Origin of the sequence: Acinetobacter sp. SM1B (assembly GCF_003289665.1) — a bacterium.
Taxonomy (GTDB): Bacteria; Pseudomonadota; Gammaproteobacteria; order Pseudomonadales; family Moraxellaceae; genus Acinetobacter; species Acinetobacter schindleri.
Map to the genome: position 1 here is coordinate 2,369,774 of NZ_QMBM01000001.1, position 15,310 is coordinate 2,385,083.

The following is a 15,310-nucleotide window of genomic DNA, read 5'->3' on the forward strand; positions in this document are numbered from 1 at the left end:
ACTTAACCTGATCACTTTAAAATGCAAGTGAATTTATGCAAGTTTCAACTGCAACCCGATCCCATACGCTTCAGAGCTTATGAATGCGTTCACGTAAAAATGGTAAATGGCGCCGACTTACTGCAAGTCTTTCATCCAGCTCACGGCAACGCACCTGATACTGCCCCGAACTGACCACTTCCAGCCCATCCAGATAGTTTACAGACACCAGCGCATTGCGGTGAATCCTGATAAAATTCTGGCCAAATTCCTGTTCCAAGTCCTTTAATGTTTCATCGATCAGGACACTGCCATTTTTATGCCGTACCGTGACATATTTCTGATCAGCCAGGAAATAGTAAATATTTTCCACAGGGACAAGCTCCACCCCGCGATAAGTCTTTGCCGCAATCTGATGGCGGCTGATATTGAGTTCTTCCATATTTTCTTTTTGTTTTAGTTGGCTCATCTGAGCTTGGGTAAGTTTGGTTAAATGCTCGAATACCTGTGCTAACTCCTGTTGCATCACTGGTTTGAGCAAGTAGCCTTCTGCATTCGACTTGAATGCATCAAGCGCATGGTTGTCATAGGCCGTACAAAAAACAATTGCCGGCATTGGGTCAAGCTGGCGCAGATGTTGTGCGCAACGCAGACCGTCCATTTCGGGCATTTGAATATCTAATAGAATGACATCGGGCTCGTGCTGATGGGCCAGATCAAGGGCTTGCTGACCATGGGTTGCGGTTGCAACCACAGTATGGCCGAGCTGGCTGACCAGGCGTGCCAAACGCTCTATGGCAAGAGGCTCATCATCACAGATCAGGATGTCCATTTATCCTCCTTCAGTTAACGGCATGTCATTGTTGTTAAGTTAACTGCATTTTATTGTTATTTATACTGATATTGCACAACCGTCGTAAAAATTCCCTTGCCGGCATAGGTTCTAAAGGTTACTCTCGGGCCATAATAGGCCTTCAAACGCTGTCGAACATTTTCAATTGCAATACCATTTCCCCGCTTTAATGCTGCATGATCCTGTGAATATGGGTTTGTTATAATAATATTAATTTGATTTTGCAGGATTTCAATCAATACGCTTATCGTACTCTTTGTTAGAATTTTTTCAACTCCATGGAAAATACTATTTTCTAATAGGGGTTGTAAAGTCAGTAATGGAATTTGGACTTGTGAGTATAAGTCTTTGTTTTCTAATTTCCATTCAACCTGCAAACGATCACCGAGCCGGATTTGTTCAATCTCCAGATAACGTTTGCACAAATCGATTTCTTCTTGCAAGCTGACCAGCTTTAATTCCTGAAAGCTGGCACGAAACAGTCGGGAAAGATTAAGTAGCATATGTTCCGCTTTATCGGGATCAATGCTGATCAGGCTGATAGCACTATTTAAACTATTAAATAAAAAATGTGGTTGAATCCGGGCCTGCATGGCCTGAATCCGTGAATTTAACTCGCTATGGCGTTGACGTGTCCATTGCTCCCTTAAGTAAAGATAACGAAAACACAAAGTTCCGAGCAAAATTCCAAAACTCAGGTGCATTCCGACCTGCTTAAAAGCAATTTCAGATGTAAGATCATGCAGATGAAAATTTATGCCAAAATGTATCAGAATGTTTAAACTAACTGTCGTTACCAGCACGATAGCCTGTAATAACAAGAATCCGGTAATCAATGCAGATTTGATCCCCATACGATCAAAATACTGGTGAAACAGGTCTACACAAGCCGCAAATGATAGCAATACCCAGTTAATATAGAGGATGTATTGCAGCAAGTGCATAAAATTGAGCGCTTGCCAGGACTGGGCTTCTGCCAGACTCAGTACCAAAGCCAAAACATTACCGCCAACAAACAGTTCCAGCAGATAACGCCAATTGCCAATCTGGCCAAAAAAATAAGAAGATTGTTGCTGCCCCATCGGATCTGTAACAGATTGAGCAGATGGAACTTCGGCAACAGCCGTTGAATTTGCTATACTCTTTTTCGTTCTACTGCTTTTAATCTTATTGAGCCGACATGACCACATCTTCTAATTCCTCAAATCCATCACAAGCCCAGACTTCGGGTATGTGGGGCGGTCGTTTCTCTGAAGCGACTGATGCTTTTGTTGCTGAATTTACAGCATCTGTACAATTTGACCAACGTTTTTATAAACAAGATATTGCGGGTTCAATTGCGCATGCAACCATGCTTGCAAAAGTGGGCGTGCTGACTGAACAAGAACGTGATGACATCATTGAAGGCCTGACTGCGATTAAGGCAGATATTGAAGCAGGTAATTTCGAGTGGCGCATTGACCTTGAAGATGTGCACATGAACATTGAGTCACGTCTGACTCAGCGTATCGGCATTACAGGTAAAAAATTACATACTGGCCGTAGCCGTAATGACCAGGTGGCAACAGACATCCGTCTTTATGTCCGTGATGAAATTGATGCCATCCTAAAATTATTAGAGAAATTACAAAAAGGCATTTTGAGCTTGGCGGCGAAAAATACCAATACCATCATGCCAGGTTTTACTCACCTGCAAACGGCACAGCCTGTGACTTTTGGTCACCACTTGATGGCTTGGTTTGAAATGCTGGTCCGAGACTCTGAGCGTCTGATTGACTGCCGTAAACGCGTTAACCGTATGCCATTGGGTTCTGCTGCTTTAGCAGGCACCACTTATCCAATCGACCGTACTTATACAGCTGAACTGCTAGGTTTTGAAGCAGTAGCTGAAAACTCATTAGATGCTGTTTCTGATCGTGACTTCGGCATCGAATTCAATGCAGCAGCATCTTTAATCATGATGCACCTGTCTCGCATGTCTGAAGAAATGATTCTGTGGACATCTGCACAGTTCAAGTTTGTGAATATTCCGGACCGCTTCTGTACTGGTTCATCGATCATGCCACAGAAGAAAAACCCAGACGTGCCTGAGCTGATCCGTGGTAAGACTGGCCGTGTGTATGGCGACTTGATGAGCTTGTTGACTCTAATGAAAGGTCAGCCATTAGCCTACAATAAAGACAATCAGGAAGACAAAGAACCATTATTTGATGCGATCGATACCGTTCGTGGTTCATTGATGGCATTTGCAGATATGATTCCTGCACTGGTTCCAAATATCGAAATCATGCGTGAAGCAGCGCTTCGTGGTTTCTCGACTGCAACTGACCTTGCAGATTACCTGGTGAAAAATGGCGTTGCTTTCCGTGATGCACATGAGATTGTGGGTAAAGCCGTTGCACTTGGTGTTCAGGAAGGTAAAGACTTGTCTGAACTCACCCTTGAACAGCTACAGCAATTCTCTGACCTGATCCAGGCAGATGTATTTGAAAAAGCGTTAACTTTAGAAGCATCTGTAAATGCGCGTAACCACATTGGTGGTACTGCACCTGTACAAGTCGCAGCAGCAATCGAACGCGCTTATGCACGTCTGGAAAAACTTTACGCTTAATTGCGCTATCTTAAATTCGGAGTATTGATATGTCTCGACAAGTATTTTGCCGTAAGTATCAAAAAGAAATGGAAGGCTTAGACTTTGCACCATTCCCAGGTGCAAAGGGTCAGGAACTGTTTGACACTGTATCTAAACAGGCTTGGCAGGAATGGCTGAAGCATCAAACTACGCTGATCAATGAAAAGCGTTTAAACGTGTTTGAAGCGGATGCGAAAAAGTTCCTTGAAGAACAACGTGAGAAGTTTTTCAATAATGATGAATCATTGGAAAAAGCTGAAGGGCTAAAGCCTGAGTAAAACTTAAAGCGTTGCTTTAAGTTTTACGCAAGACAAACACCAAAGGTGTGCGTAGGCTTTAATTAGAAAAGAGTCTCTTATGAGGCTCTTTTTCTTTGTAAGAGCACTGCTCTGCCACGCCGCAAGACAAGCAGCTATGCTGCGCGTAGGCTTTAATCTAAAAGAATCCCCAACTTGGGGATTCTTTTTTATGCACTGCTCTAAAAATTACGCAAGACAAGCGAAGCGCGTAGTTTCAAATGTCAAGAAGGAGTCTAAGAAGACTCCTTTTTTATGCACTATACCGCCACGCCGCCAGACAAACACCGCAGGTGGGCGTAGGCTTTAATTTTAAAAGAGTCTCTTATGCGGCTCTTTTTCTTTGATAGAGCACTGCTCTGCCACGCCGTAAGACAAGCAGCCATGCTGCGCGTAAGCTTTAATTTAAAAAGAATCTCCATCATTAGACAGACTCTTTATATGACGCTCAACATGATTAAAGACAGGAACCGTCCTCTCAAGTAAAATCCGAAAAAGGTTTCTTAAAGCGTTTTTTTAATTTTTCCACCTACCTTTCTCTTGATTGCAGAAATGTACCGTAAATAAGCAAATTAAATCCCTAGAATTCCCTTCATCTAGTTATCTATTTTCTAATCAATAGATCATATCCTTCCTTTTTTCCTAAACTTCTCAGAACAACAGATTGCATCAGTTTTAAGATCATTTTTTCTCAATGTTATTTATTTTATAGATTAAATTTATTGTAAATATGAAGTTTTACTAATCAATTAAGTTTAAAAATGCTGAATTTACTTATTCGATTTAAAGAATTTAATTATGAGTCTTATTAGATTTAAACCCTTCATTCATTTCAAAATAATAGATTGTAAACGGCAGATACATGCCACTATAGAAATGCAACATTACACTACAAGAATGTACATGAATTAAAAAATGGATTTCCTATAATAGCAATTAAGAGGATGGCAACATCTTTGTATAATAGCGATAAATATCCCCGATTTCATCCCAGTTCTTCCCCCAAAGGCTGGGTATTTTTTTGCCTGAAAATTACCATCGACCATAAAAAAGCCCCAGTGACTGGAGCTTGATTCAATATTCGATTAAGGCTGTTTCAAATAGGGCCAGGCCGCTTTCAGGTAGATAAACATCGACCATAACGTGAGCACGACTGCAGTATAGAGCAATGCATAAGCCAGCATATCCAGCGGCTGCCAGTTAAGCAGAAATACGGTAATTGCGATCATCTGGAAGGCTGTCTTGTATTTGCCGACTGTAGACACCGCCACACTGGTTCGCGCACCCAGTTCAGCCATCCATTCACGTAAAGCTGATACCGTAATTTCCCGCGAGATAATCACAATTGCAGCAAAGGCCATGGAGATCGAAGGCTGCCATTGCACCAGTACAATCAGTGCAGCTGCAACCATCAGCTTGTCTGCCACCGGATCCAGGAATCGACCAAAAGCCGAAGTCTGATTCAATGTTCTCGCCAGATAGCCATCAAACCAGTCCGTTACCGCCGCAACCACAAAAATTGCAGTCAACAGCATATGACGCGTCATATCCGGATTGCTTTCATCAATCCCCATCGCCGGCGGCCAATAGGCCACCAATAGAAAGACTGGAATCAGGACAATACGTGCCAAGGTCAAGATGTTTGGAATATTCAGGATACGACCTGTAGTCATAGACACCGCCAATTGTTCCCCTCATGTACGATGAAAATGCACACTTTTATTGAGGTTTGATCCATCGTTAATAGGCTTCACTTTATACGAATTGGCCAGCAGTGTCACTAGGCAAACACTGTCACTGTCTGTCTGGCAATCGCAATCAGGCGATTTTCAGCATCCCACAGATAGGCATGTTCTGTCGCGTAGCCATCTGCTGCATGATCAGTAAATACTTTATATTTAAACCAATCATTCAACTGATGTTGTACTGGATGCACATAGGTCACCGTCCAGTTGAGGCTGCTGGCTGGTGCAATCTGCTTAAACATCGGCAATACACCGGGTGGCCAAATATCAAAAATTGCCATCAGGTCAGCAACTTCAAATTTGCGGTTTGCATGTCTTTCCGGATCAAAACGGCACCATCCGCCAAAATCAGGATGATCACTCCCCGTGCATGGCAAATTCACTTCAGCCCAACGAACCTCAAACTGCTGGTAACATTCCGGCATACCTACGTTTGAAGGAATGCTAAACAGGCTTTCTAGAGCTGGATAATCCGGAGCAGATGCCTCCTGATGTACTTGAATAGTCGAGTCACGTGCTACACCAAAACTGGCTAACAAGATACTCTGCACTGCATCATCCTGCCACAGGCGAACTTCAACCGTAGTGACGGATTTACCCTCACGCAGAATTTCTGCAGTTAACCTGACTGGCCGTTGCTGGACCGGCCCCACAAAAGTTACGCTAGTGCTTAAAAGATGTTTCGCCGGGTCATTAATACTCAGCACCGCTTTTTGCATCATCATCGCCGCAGCCAGACCACCATACAGGGTCCGTCCTTGTAACCATCCTGCTGGAAGATCAACCCATTCCTCAACAGCAATCGCTGCATACACCTGTTCCAGTGTCATTGTGCATCCCTGTGGTTCATTTTAGTTCTGATATCATTCAATAAATTTAAATTGATGTGAATGCTCAATGACTTCTCCGTCACTGAGCACTTTGGCAAATGATTTAATTTGGATTTTTATTCATGCAGTACTTTATAAATAGTACGAGCCATGACTTCACCTAAGCCTGGTACTAACATCAAGTCTTTCTCTGAAGCCTTCAACACACCTTGAATGCCACCAAAATGGGTCAGCAGGTCACGACGGCGTTTTGGACCCAGACCGGGAATCACTTCCAGAACTGAAGAGCCTCGTTTCTTGTCGCGTTTGGCACGGTGTTTGGTGATTGCAAAGCGGTGTGCTTCATCCCGTACCTGTTGAATCAGATGCAGGGCTTTATGATCTTCGGGAAGTTGAATCTTGGTGCCATCAGTAAAATGTAAAGTTTCTAAGCCTGGTTTACGTCCCTCACCTTTGGATACACCCACCATAAAAGCGTCCAGACCAAGATCCTGCATGACTTCCATTGCCATATGCAGCTGTCCCTTACCCCCATCAATCAGTAACAGGTCGGGCAACATGTGCTTTTTATAACGTCGGGTCAACGCCTGACGCATTGCAGCATAGTCATCGCCTTCGGTAATGTCGTTAATCGAGAACTGGCGATAATCCCGCTTACGCGCACCGCCACTATCAAACACCACACAGGATGCGACCGTTTCCTCCCCCATGGTATGCGAGATATCAAAGCACTCAATCCGGTCCACAGGATGTCCCACCACCTGCTCCAGCTGATGGAAACGCTCATTCAGTTCAAAGTGATTCGCCAGTTTCGATTTAATTCCTTGCAGCACATTCATTTGTGCCAGTTCCAGCCATTCAGCACGGGTTTCCCGAACCTTGGATTTAATCTGGATTTTTTTATCAAAATGCTGGGCCAATGCCTGTTCCAGCTCGTTACGATCAGTCACTTCTACATTGACGATCAGTTCTGCTGGAATTTCATCAGCGACTTGGAAATAGAAGTTGGCAATAAAATCACTCAACATCTGACTGAGATCATCGCTCTGGATATCCGGGAAATAGCTTTTACCTCCCAGCATTTTACCATTACGCACATGCATGATCTGCACACAGGTCACGCCGGCCTGATGGGCAATCGCCAGAATGTCGGCTTCACCTTTGACCTTGTAGATCGCCTGATTAGCTTGAACATCACGTAACAGAGCCATACGGTCCCGATAAAATACAGCCTTTTCAAATTCGAGCTGTTCGGCAGCAGCTTCCATTTTAGCAATCAGCTGCTGGTTCAGCTCCTTGGTATCGCCTTGCAAGAAGCGAATCGAGTTGTTGACATCTTCCTGATAGTCTTCAGGTGAAATCAGTCCGACACAGGGGCCTGAGCAACGCTTGATCTGGTATTGCAGGCAGGGACGCTTACGCTGTGCAAAATAGCTGTTTTCACACTGGCGCACATTAAACAGTTTCTGTAAAACGATCAGGGTATCCTTGGCATTGTAAGCACTTGGATAAGGTCCAAAAAACTTGCCTGGTTGATGTTTGCCCTTGCCTCGACCTGCTGCAATCCGTGGATAAGGTTTATCACTAGATACAAAGATATAGACATAGGATTTATCATCGCGCAGCATGATGTTATACGGTGGACGATGCAACTTGATCAGGTTCTGCTCTAACAGTAACGCTTCGGTTTCAGAACGCACCACCAAAGTTTGAATATCATAAATCCTCGCTACTAGAGCTTGAGTTTTCGGATGTTCAAGGGTCTTGACGAAATAACTAGATACGCGGTTTTTCAGGTTTTTTGCCTTGCCCACATACAGCAATTCGCCATCCTTACCATACATCCGGTATACCCCCGGAAGTGTGGTCATATTCGCCAGGATTTTTTCAATATGGGGACGCGCGTTCTCGTTCACCTGCAACCTATTTTTCACATGCAATATGCAGATAATGTGATGCTTATTGCCTGATTTTCAAGCGCGGTGACAAAATTACCATCAAGCCTGCCCACAAGCGAAGTTTATAAATATGCAATCCCGGTTAATTTATAGGCTCGCCGTTATACTGTGATTGCTAAAAGCTATAAATTTCAATTGATATCTTTGTTATGCTCGACGGGTTCGTTTTTGAGATTCCCCAAGATGACCACGCAGCATTCCGGTTTCCATATCGTCCAGCCTGGTACCTCCACGCATAGTGCTTCGGAACGTGACCGCCTGATTGGCAAGCCACGCTTTCACTTTGAACCCAAGGCAGTCATGGACCTGCTTCGGGAACGGATTATTGGGCAGGATGCTGCGCTGAATGAAATCGAAAAGATGCTATATGTGGTCAAGGCTGATTTTTCCAGCCCGGATCGCCCCTTGTCCATGACCTTGATGCTTGGCCCAACCGGAGTAGGTAAAACCGAGACCGTGCGCCTGATCACCGAAGCTATCTATGGACGTCCAGATGCGTTTTGCCGTATCGACATGAATACGCTGGCGCAAGAACATTATGCCGCAGCGCTAACAGGTGCGCCTCCGGGTTATGTCGGCTCCAAAGAAGGTCATAGCCTGGTTGATGAAACTGCGATTGCAGGTAGCCATACCCGTCCGGGCATTATGCTATTTGATGAATTAGGAAAGGCTTCAACCGAAGTCATTCGAGGTTTAATGAACGTGCTGGATACAGGTCGTTTAAACCTCACAGCAGGCACCAAGACCATCGATTTTCGGAATTGTATGATCTTTATGACCAGTAATGTTGGCGCGCAAGCTGCCCAGCAATATCTGGAAAAGCTCAGTTATTTGCCGCAGCAGGTTCAGAATCTGTGCCTGAAAAAAGTACCGACACAGCGCATTATTGAAAAGGTCATGCAGCGTAAATTTGATCCTGAATTTTTGAACAGGATTGACCGTACCCTGCATTATCAGGCTGTACAAAATGATGCTCTGCCACGACTGGTTGAGATTGAGCTGGAAAAACTCAATCAGCGATTACAGCATCAGAAGCGAACTGTGATCCTAACCGATACAGCCAAGGCCTATTTCTATCAAGGGCATGATATTCGCTATGGCGCACGTCATCTGGGTCGCAAGATGCGTATCGAACTAGAACCAGTTTTAGCGGTATATTTTTTAAATCAGCCTGAACAGTCTACGCTGAAGCTAGATTGTATTGAAGGCAATTTAGTGATTCAGCCCGAATAGCTTCAACCACAGAATGAGCGCTTAAGATGCCTGCTGATTCTGTACCGCATTAATAAACGCCATCTGGTCTTTGGGTGAGATCAGTACATATTTATTGGTTCCATCTTCACGATAATCCACGCGTAAACGCTTCAGGGACAAAGCGGGCGCAACAGATGAATAGTCAGTTGGAGTGACCGCCTGAATAGCAGCTACGGGAATCTGCCAGCTAAACCACATACTTTTGACGATCAATTGATCTGCAGTAAGCTGATATCGGGTATTCAGCACAGGCCACCAGATCATTACAATCGTCAGCATATACACCGCAGTATGCAATGGATATTGCTGCATGGTGCCTTTGGCTGACATTACCAGCAATAACTGCACCAAAAGTCCGGTCATACACACCAGGAAGGCCACCAGCCACCAGTCTTTTTTGGAACGAAATACCTGCATGTGTGCTCCCCTATTCTTAAAGCTATTGTAAATCTAAAAATAGGATCTACCAGCAAAATTACTTAACTCATCAGATATTTTAAAAGTGATACAGCATGAAATAGCAATCATGAATTGCCGTATTGATTACTGTTATTTCCCTTTTAGTTTGTACTGTTTCTTGACCGCATACATCTTGTCATCCGCACAGCGGATCAGGCTGGCGCTATCCAGATAGCCGCTATTGGCATCGGCCTGATGAATCCCGACACTAAGACTGACCGGCATTGTCAGTTGGCTCAAAGTCTGCTCTACGCGTGGAATAAAGCTTTGCAAGGCATCTACCTCGGTACAGTTCGGCAATATCACTAGAAACTCATCACCGCCATAGCGGAAACAGTAGTCTTCATCCCGGGCAATCTGCTTTAAGGTACTCGCTACTGCCTGAATCACCTGATCACCATAGACATGGCCATATTGGTCGTTTAACAGTTTAAAGTCGTTGATATCAATAAATACCACGGTCACAGGCGCATGCTGTTGCCGTGCACGATAAAGTAGTTCATTTAACATCGAGGTCAGGCTACGCACATTATAAAGCCCTGTCAGTGGATCCAGCCGGGACAGGGTTTCCATTTCCTGTGCATGTGCACCAAGTGCCATGGCATATTCCTGCAGTTTGTGATGGGAGCTATTCACTTCTTTGACCAGGCTCCAAATATAGGTTTCGACCACCAAGGTAATATCAAAGGTATACAGTTTTTCCAGGGTGTCCTGCACCTGCCGCGCCAGGGCTGCATCCGCTACATACTGTTCCACCAGTTTAAAGATGCCTAATTTAATCTGATGCAAGGCAGCCAGATACAGACGCGGCTCTACCCCAATACGTTTATGCACCAATCCGATACGCAAGCGGTTATTAACATAGACACTGTCATAGCAGCCAGAAAACAGATCCAGAATATATTGATGCTGGGCGACCTTGAGGCGTTTAAGCGTATCGACATCACCAATCAGATTATTAATTTCGGGTACAGAGGTTTGATAGTCATAAAATTCGGCCACAGTGTCCTGTAAGCCTGGCTCTATCAGTTCACGCACAGTCGCCAGTGCTGCCAAGGCTTCTTCAGTCAGTCCAAATAATTGCTTGCGTCGCTGGATGTCGGGCAATGAAATCTGCATCTGCTGCATCAGCGTCTGATCTGTCAATTTCATGCAGTGATCTTCTTATTATTGTTCTAGGTTTTTACTTATTTCCCCCCATTCTAAGCCGGGCCGATTCACAATCCCAGTCAGCTTATCGGCAAACAACCACCTCACAACTAAACTGCAACAAAGCTGGACTTGGAGCGCGATTTTAATCAGGCTGCAAAACAGCAACAAAGAAATTCTCTGCCCTAAATTGACTTTTTTGACAGTAAAACGATTTTTTCAAAGACTTGAAAAGCCTCGCTATCGCCCAATATAAATGGGGTTCTCATTAAAAAATTATGAGCTGAAACAAAATGTTCAGTTCATTGTGCTTGATAAGAGCCATACTAGAACGCATAACAGCCAAAACAGTTCAGGCAAAAATAGATGACCCTTGCGTCACGGCTTGATACAACTTGTTATGTTCTTTTTGGATATAGTTATCGTAAGATTGGCGAAGCATAAATATGCGCAGGAATCGCGCATAGGCTCTTCACAACATCAACTTAGAAGTCCTCCAAAATAAAGGAGATCAGGCATGATCCACGCTGGCAATGCCATTACCGTCCAAATGCTTTCGGACGGAATTGCAGAATTCCGCTTTGACTTACAAGGTGAGTCGGTCAACAAATTTAACCGTGCAACAATTGAAGATTTTAAAGCTGCAATTGACGCGGTAAAAGCAAACGCTGACATCAAAGGTTTAATCGTCACTTCAGCGAAGTCAACCTTCATCGTAGGTGCAGACATTACTGAGTTCGGTGCGAACTTCGCGCAAGGCGAACAGGCAATTGTAGAATGGGCACTGCCTGTTCATGACATCTTCAACTCTTTTGAAGACTTAGACATTCCTAAAGTTGCTGCAATCAATGGTCAAGCATTGGGTGGCGGTTTTGAAATGTGTCTGGTGTGTGACTACCGTGTGATGTCAGAAGCGGCTGCTGTTGGCCTGCCTGAAATCAAACTGGGGATCTTCCCGGGCTTCGGTGGTACTGTTCGTTTAAGCCGTGTGATCGGTATCGACAATGCGGTTGAATGGATGGCAATGGCCAATCCGAAGAAACCTGCTGCTGCACTGAAAGACGGTGCTGTTGATGCAGTGGTTGCTGCGGACAAACTGCAAGATGCTGCGATTGATCTGGTTAAACAAGCCATTGCAGGTCGTCTAGACTGGAAAGCAAAACGCCAGGAAAAACTAGATCCTGTTAAGTTGAACATGCTTGAGCAAATGATGGCGTTCAATACAGCGAAAGGTGCGGTTCTTGCAAAAGCAAACCCTGCTCAGTACCCAGCACCAAAATTGATGCTTGATTCACTACAGGCAGGTGCAAGCCTTCCACGTAATGAAGCATTAAAAGCAGAAGCACAAGGCTTTGCCAAAGCTGCGGTAACACCGCAAGCAGGTGCGTTGATTGGTCTATTCATCAACGATCAAGTGGTGAAGAAAACTTCCAAGAAATATGAGAAAGGTGCACACCCTGTGAACCAAGCGGCTGTATTAGGCGCAGGTATCATGGGTGGTGGTATTGCTTACCAAGCGGCAAGCAAAGGCACACCAATCATCATGAAAGACATTGGTAATCCACAACTTGCTTTAGGTATGAAAGAAGCAAACGGCTTACTGACCAAACAAGTTGAACGCAAGAAGATGAAGCCTGCTCAAATGGGTGAAACTCTTGCGCGCATCCGCCCAACTTTAAGCTATGACGAGTTTAAAGAAGTGGACATCGTGATTGAAGCGGTGACTGAAAATCCAAAAGTGAAAGGTATCGTACTGAAAGAAACTGAAGCGAAAGTTCGTGAAAACACGATCATTGCTTCGAATACTTCTACGATTTCAATCACGCGTCTGGCTGAAAACCTGGAGCGTCCTGAAAACTTCGTCGGTATGCACTTCTTTAACCCAGTGCACATGATGCCATTGGTAGAAGTGATCCGTGGTGCGAAGACTTCTGACGAAGCGATTGCAACCACTGTGGTACTTGCTCAGAAAATGGGTAAAACACCGATCGTGGTGAATGACTGCCCGGGCTTCCTGGTGAACCGCGTATTGTTCCCTTACTTTGGTGCGTTCGACCTTCTACTGAAAGATGGTGCTGACTTCCAGCAAATCGACAAAGTGATGGAAAAATTCGGCTGGCCTATGGGTCCTGCTTACTTGATGGACGTTGTGGGTATTGATACTGGCGTTCACGGTGCAGAAGTCATGGCGGAAGGTTTCCCTGACCGTATGAAGCCTGACTACAAAGGTTCAATCCAGGTGATGTACGAAAACAAACGTCTAGGTCAAAAGAATGACGTTGGTTTCTACAAATACGAATTGGACCGTAAAGGCAAGAAAGCCAAAGTGGTTGATCCAACTGCATACGAACTTGTGGCTTCTGTTGCAACTGCGGAAAAACGCGAATTTGATGCTCAGGAAATCATTGACCGTATGATGCTTGCTTTCTGTAACGAAACTGTTCGTTGCCTGGAAGACAACATTGTAGCAACACCTGCTGAAGCAGATATGGCGATGATCATGGGTGTAGGTTTCCCTCCATTCCGTGGCGGTCCATGCCGTTATATCGACCAGACTGGTGTAGCTGAATACGTTGCGCTTTGCGACAAGTACGCACACTTAGGTAAGGCTTATGAAGCGCCACAAATGTTGCGTGACATGGCTGCTAACAACAAAAAATTCTACGGTTAAGGAGCAACGTGAATGGCTACTTTAAATCCACGTGACGTTGTCATCGTTGATGGCGTACGTTCAGCAATGGGTAAAACCAAAAATGGTATGTTCCGCAATGTACGTGCAGACAGCCTTTCTGCTGAACTTGTACGTGCGCTTGTTGCTCGTAACCAGTTCGATGTCAACGAAGTTGAAGACGTAATCTGGGGCTGTGTAAACCAGACTCTAGAACAAGGTATGAACATCGGTCGTAACATCGCGTTACTGGCAGATCTTCCTAAGACTGTTGCAGGTCAAACGGTTAACCGTCTGTGTGGTTCGTCTATGCAGGCAATCCATACTGCTGCGGCACAAATCATGACTGGTCAAGGTGATGTTTTCATCATTGGTGGTGTTGAGCATATGGGTCACGTAGGTATGATGCACGGCATCGACCTGAACCCTGAAGCGTCTAAGCACTATGCTAAAGCGTCTAACATGATGGGCTTAACCGCTGAAATGCTCGGTCGTATGAACGGCATTACCCGTGAAGAACAAGATGCATTTGGTGTTGAATCTCACCGCCGTGCTTGGGCTGCGACTCAGGAAGGTCGCTTCAAGAACGAAATCATCGGTATTGAAGGTCATGACGCGAACGGCTTTAAACAGCTTTGCGACATCGACGAAGTAATTCGTCCTGATGCAAACCTTGAAGCGTTCAAAGCATTGCGTCCAGTATTCGATCCGAAAGGCGGTTCTGTGACTGCTGCGACTTCTTCAGCGTTGTCTGATGGTGCGTCTGCAATGTTATTGATGTCTGCTGAACGTGCGCAAGCGTTGGGTCTTAAGCCACGTGCTGTAATTCGCTCTATGGCGGTTGCAGGCTGTGATGCTGCGATCATGGGCTTTGGTCCGGTTCCAGCAACACAAAAAGCGTTAAAACGCGCTGGTCTTGCGATTTCTGATATTCAAACATTTGAATTGAACGAGGCATTTGCTGCACAGGGTCTGTCTGTTCTTAAAGGCTTAGGCATTTATGACAAGCAAGACATCGTGAACCATAACGGTGGTGCGATTGCATTGGGTCACCCATTGGGTTGTTCTGGTGCGCGTATCACAACAACGTTGTTGAACGTGATGGAACAGCAAGATACACAAATCGGTCTTGCGACGATGTGTATCGGTCTGGGTCAAGGTATCGCAACAGTGATCGAACGTGTTTAATTCTTAAATACGTGATCAAAAGAAAACCCCGCTTATTGCGGGGTTTTTTAATTATTTAATTTGCTTACCTTTCTCAATAGCCTTTTTCCAGATATCACTTTTTTCCATCGATTTTTCAATATATTTTATAAAATTTTGGTAGAGCTTCCTTACTTCATTTTTGTTTATATCCTTTTCATAAAAAAAGTTACTCGAAAGAAGAAATTTGATTAAATATTCTATATCTACTTTTACTAATCCATTACCTACAAAAGGCTTTGTTGCACAAACCTATCTGTAAAGGCTTTTTTAGCGATATA

General features: G+C 44.6%; 12 protein-coding genes. 5 read left to right on the forward strand and 7 right to left on the reverse strand.

Annotation, left to right across the window (positions count from 1 at the left end):
• Window positions 1-70 precede the first annotated feature (70 nt).
• Together C8322_RS11460 and C8322_RS11465 are read right to left on the reverse strand one after the other, a co-directional pair.
• Window positions 71-811 (reverse strand): LytR/AlgR family response regulator transcription factor, encoded by a 741-nt coding sequence (locus tag C8322_RS11460; RefSeq protein ID WP_004813599.1) that lies wholly within the window; start codon window positions 809-811, stop codon window positions 71-73.
• Between the two features lie 56 nt (window positions 812-867).
• Window positions 868-2,022 (reverse strand): sensor histidine kinase, encoded by a 1,155-nt coding sequence (locus C8322_RS11465; RefSeq protein ID WP_005220696.1) that lies wholly within the window; start codon window positions 2,020-2,022, stop codon window positions 868-870.
• Here C8322_RS11465 and argH point away from each other — a divergent pair.
• Together argH and C8322_RS11475 are read left to right on the forward strand one after the other, a co-directional pair.
• Window positions 2,013-3,443 (forward strand): argininosuccinate lyase, encoded by a 1,431-nt coding sequence (gene argH / locus C8322_RS11470; RefSeq protein WP_008302470.1) that lies wholly within the window; start codon window positions 2,013-2,015, stop codon window positions 3,441-3,443. The two genes, C8322_RS11465 and argH, sit on opposite strands and share 10 nt — an antisense overlap.
• A gap of 29 nt (window positions 3,444-3,472) precedes the next feature.
• A complete protein-coding gene (locus C8322_RS11475) occupies window positions 3,473-3,742 on the forward strand; it encodes an oxidative damage protection protein (protein ID WP_005220695.1) in 270 nt (89 codons plus the stop codon).
• A gap of 1,103 nt (window positions 3,743-4,845) precedes the next feature.
• Here C8322_RS11475 and pgsA read toward each other — a convergent pair.
• The 3 genes from pgsA to uvrC form a co-directional block, all read right to left on the reverse strand.
• The gene (pgsA, locus tag C8322_RS11485; RefSeq protein WP_008302472.1) at window positions 4,846-5,433 is read right to left on the reverse strand and encodes a CDP-diacylglycerol--glycerol-3-phosphate 3-phosphatidyltransferase; all 588 of its coding nucleotides are present in this window, start codon (window positions 5,431-5,433) and stop codon (window positions 4,846-4,848) included.
• 107 nt (window positions 5,434-5,540) lie between these two features.
• Window positions 5,541-6,335 (reverse strand): thioesterase family protein, encoded by a 795-nt coding sequence (locus C8322_RS11490; RefSeq protein ID WP_111810644.1) that lies wholly within the window; start codon window positions 6,333-6,335, stop codon window positions 5,541-5,543.
• A gap of 116 nt (window positions 6,336-6,451) precedes the next feature.
• Window positions 6,452-8,251, reverse strand: coding sequence for an excinuclease ABC subunit UvrC (gene uvrC, locus C8322_RS11495; RefSeq protein ID WP_111810754.1), 1,800 nt, complete (start codon window positions 8,249-8,251; stop codon window positions 6,452-6,454).
• A gap of 225 nt (window positions 8,252-8,476) precedes the next feature.
• Between uvrC and C8322_RS11500 the strand changes: the two genes are divergently transcribed.
• A complete protein-coding gene (locus C8322_RS11500; protein WP_111810645.1) occupies window positions 8,477-9,526 on the forward strand; it encodes an AAA family ATPase in 1,050 nt (349 codons plus the stop codon).
• A 21-nt stretch (window positions 9,527-9,547) separates the two neighbouring features.
• Here C8322_RS11500 and C8322_RS11505 read toward each other — a convergent pair whose 3' ends face one another.
• Entirely contained in the window at window positions 9,548-9,964 is a 417-nt protein-coding gene (locus tag C8322_RS11505) for a PH domain-containing protein (protein WP_004890615.1), read from the reverse strand.
• Between the two features lie 132 nt (window positions 9,965-10,096).
• Entirely contained in the window at window positions 10,097-11,158 is a 1,062-nt protein-coding gene (locus C8322_RS11510; RefSeq protein ID WP_111810646.1) for a diguanylate cyclase, read from the reverse strand.
• A 514-nt stretch (window positions 11,159-11,672) separates the two neighbouring features.
• Here C8322_RS11510 and fadB point away from each other — a divergent pair.
• The gene (fadB, locus tag C8322_RS11515) at window positions 11,673-13,826 is read left to right on the forward strand and encodes a fatty acid oxidation complex subunit alpha FadB (RefSeq protein ID WP_005220686.1); all 2,154 of its coding nucleotides are present in this window, start codon (window positions 11,673-11,675) and stop codon (window positions 13,824-13,826) included.
• 12 nt (window positions 13,827-13,838) lie between these two features.
• Complete coding sequence (fadA, locus tag C8322_RS11520; RefSeq protein WP_004813618.1) at window positions 13,839-15,011, forward strand: acetyl-CoA C-acyltransferase FadA; 1,173 nt, start codon at window positions 13,839-13,841, stop codon at window positions 15,009-15,011.
• Window positions 15,012-15,310 lie beyond the last annotated feature (299 nt).

What these genes read in the sequence shown, in the direction of transcription:
- fadA (WP_004813618.1), top strand. Translation starts at nt 13,839, where the DNA reads ATGGCTACTTTAAATCCACGTGACGTTGTCATCGTTGATGGCGTACGT.
- C8322_RS11475 (WP_005220695.1), top strand. Translation starts at nt 3,473, where the DNA reads ATGTCTCGACAAGTATTTTGCCGTAAGTATCAAAAAGAAATGGAAGGC.
- C8322_RS11510 (WP_111810646.1), bottom strand. Translation starts at nt 11,158, where the DNA reads ATGAAATTGACAGATCAGACGCTGATGCAGCAGATGCAGATTTCATTG.
- C8322_RS11460 (WP_004813599.1), bottom strand. Translation starts at nt 811, where the DNA reads ATGGACATCCTGATCTGTGATGATGAGCCTCTTGCCATAGAGCGTTTG.
- pgsA (WP_008302472.1), bottom strand. Translation starts at nt 5,433, where the DNA reads ATGACTACAGGTCGTATCCTGAATATTCCAAACATCTTGACCTTGGCA.
- argH (WP_008302470.1), top strand. Translation starts at nt 2,013, where the DNA reads ATGACCACATCTTCTAATTCCTCAAATCCATCACAAGCCCAGACTTCG.
- fadB (WP_005220686.1), top strand. Translation starts at nt 11,673, where the DNA reads ATGATCCACGCTGGCAATGCCATTACCGTCCAAATGCTTTCGGACGGA.
- C8322_RS11505 (WP_004890615.1), bottom strand. Translation starts at nt 9,964, where the DNA reads ATGCAGGTATTTCGTTCCAAAAAAGACTGGTGGCTGGTGGCCTTCCTG.
- C8322_RS11490 (WP_111810644.1), bottom strand. Translation starts at nt 6,335, where the DNA reads ATGACACTGGAACAGGTGTATGCAGCGATTGCTGTTGAGGAATGGGTT.
- C8322_RS11465 (WP_005220696.1), bottom strand. Translation starts at nt 2,022, where the DNA reads ATGTGGTCATGTCGGCTCAATAAGATTAAAAGCAGTAGAACGAAAAAG.
- C8322_RS11500 (WP_111810645.1), top strand. Translation starts at nt 8,477, where the DNA reads ATGACCACGCAGCATTCCGGTTTCCATATCGTCCAGCCTGGTACCTCC.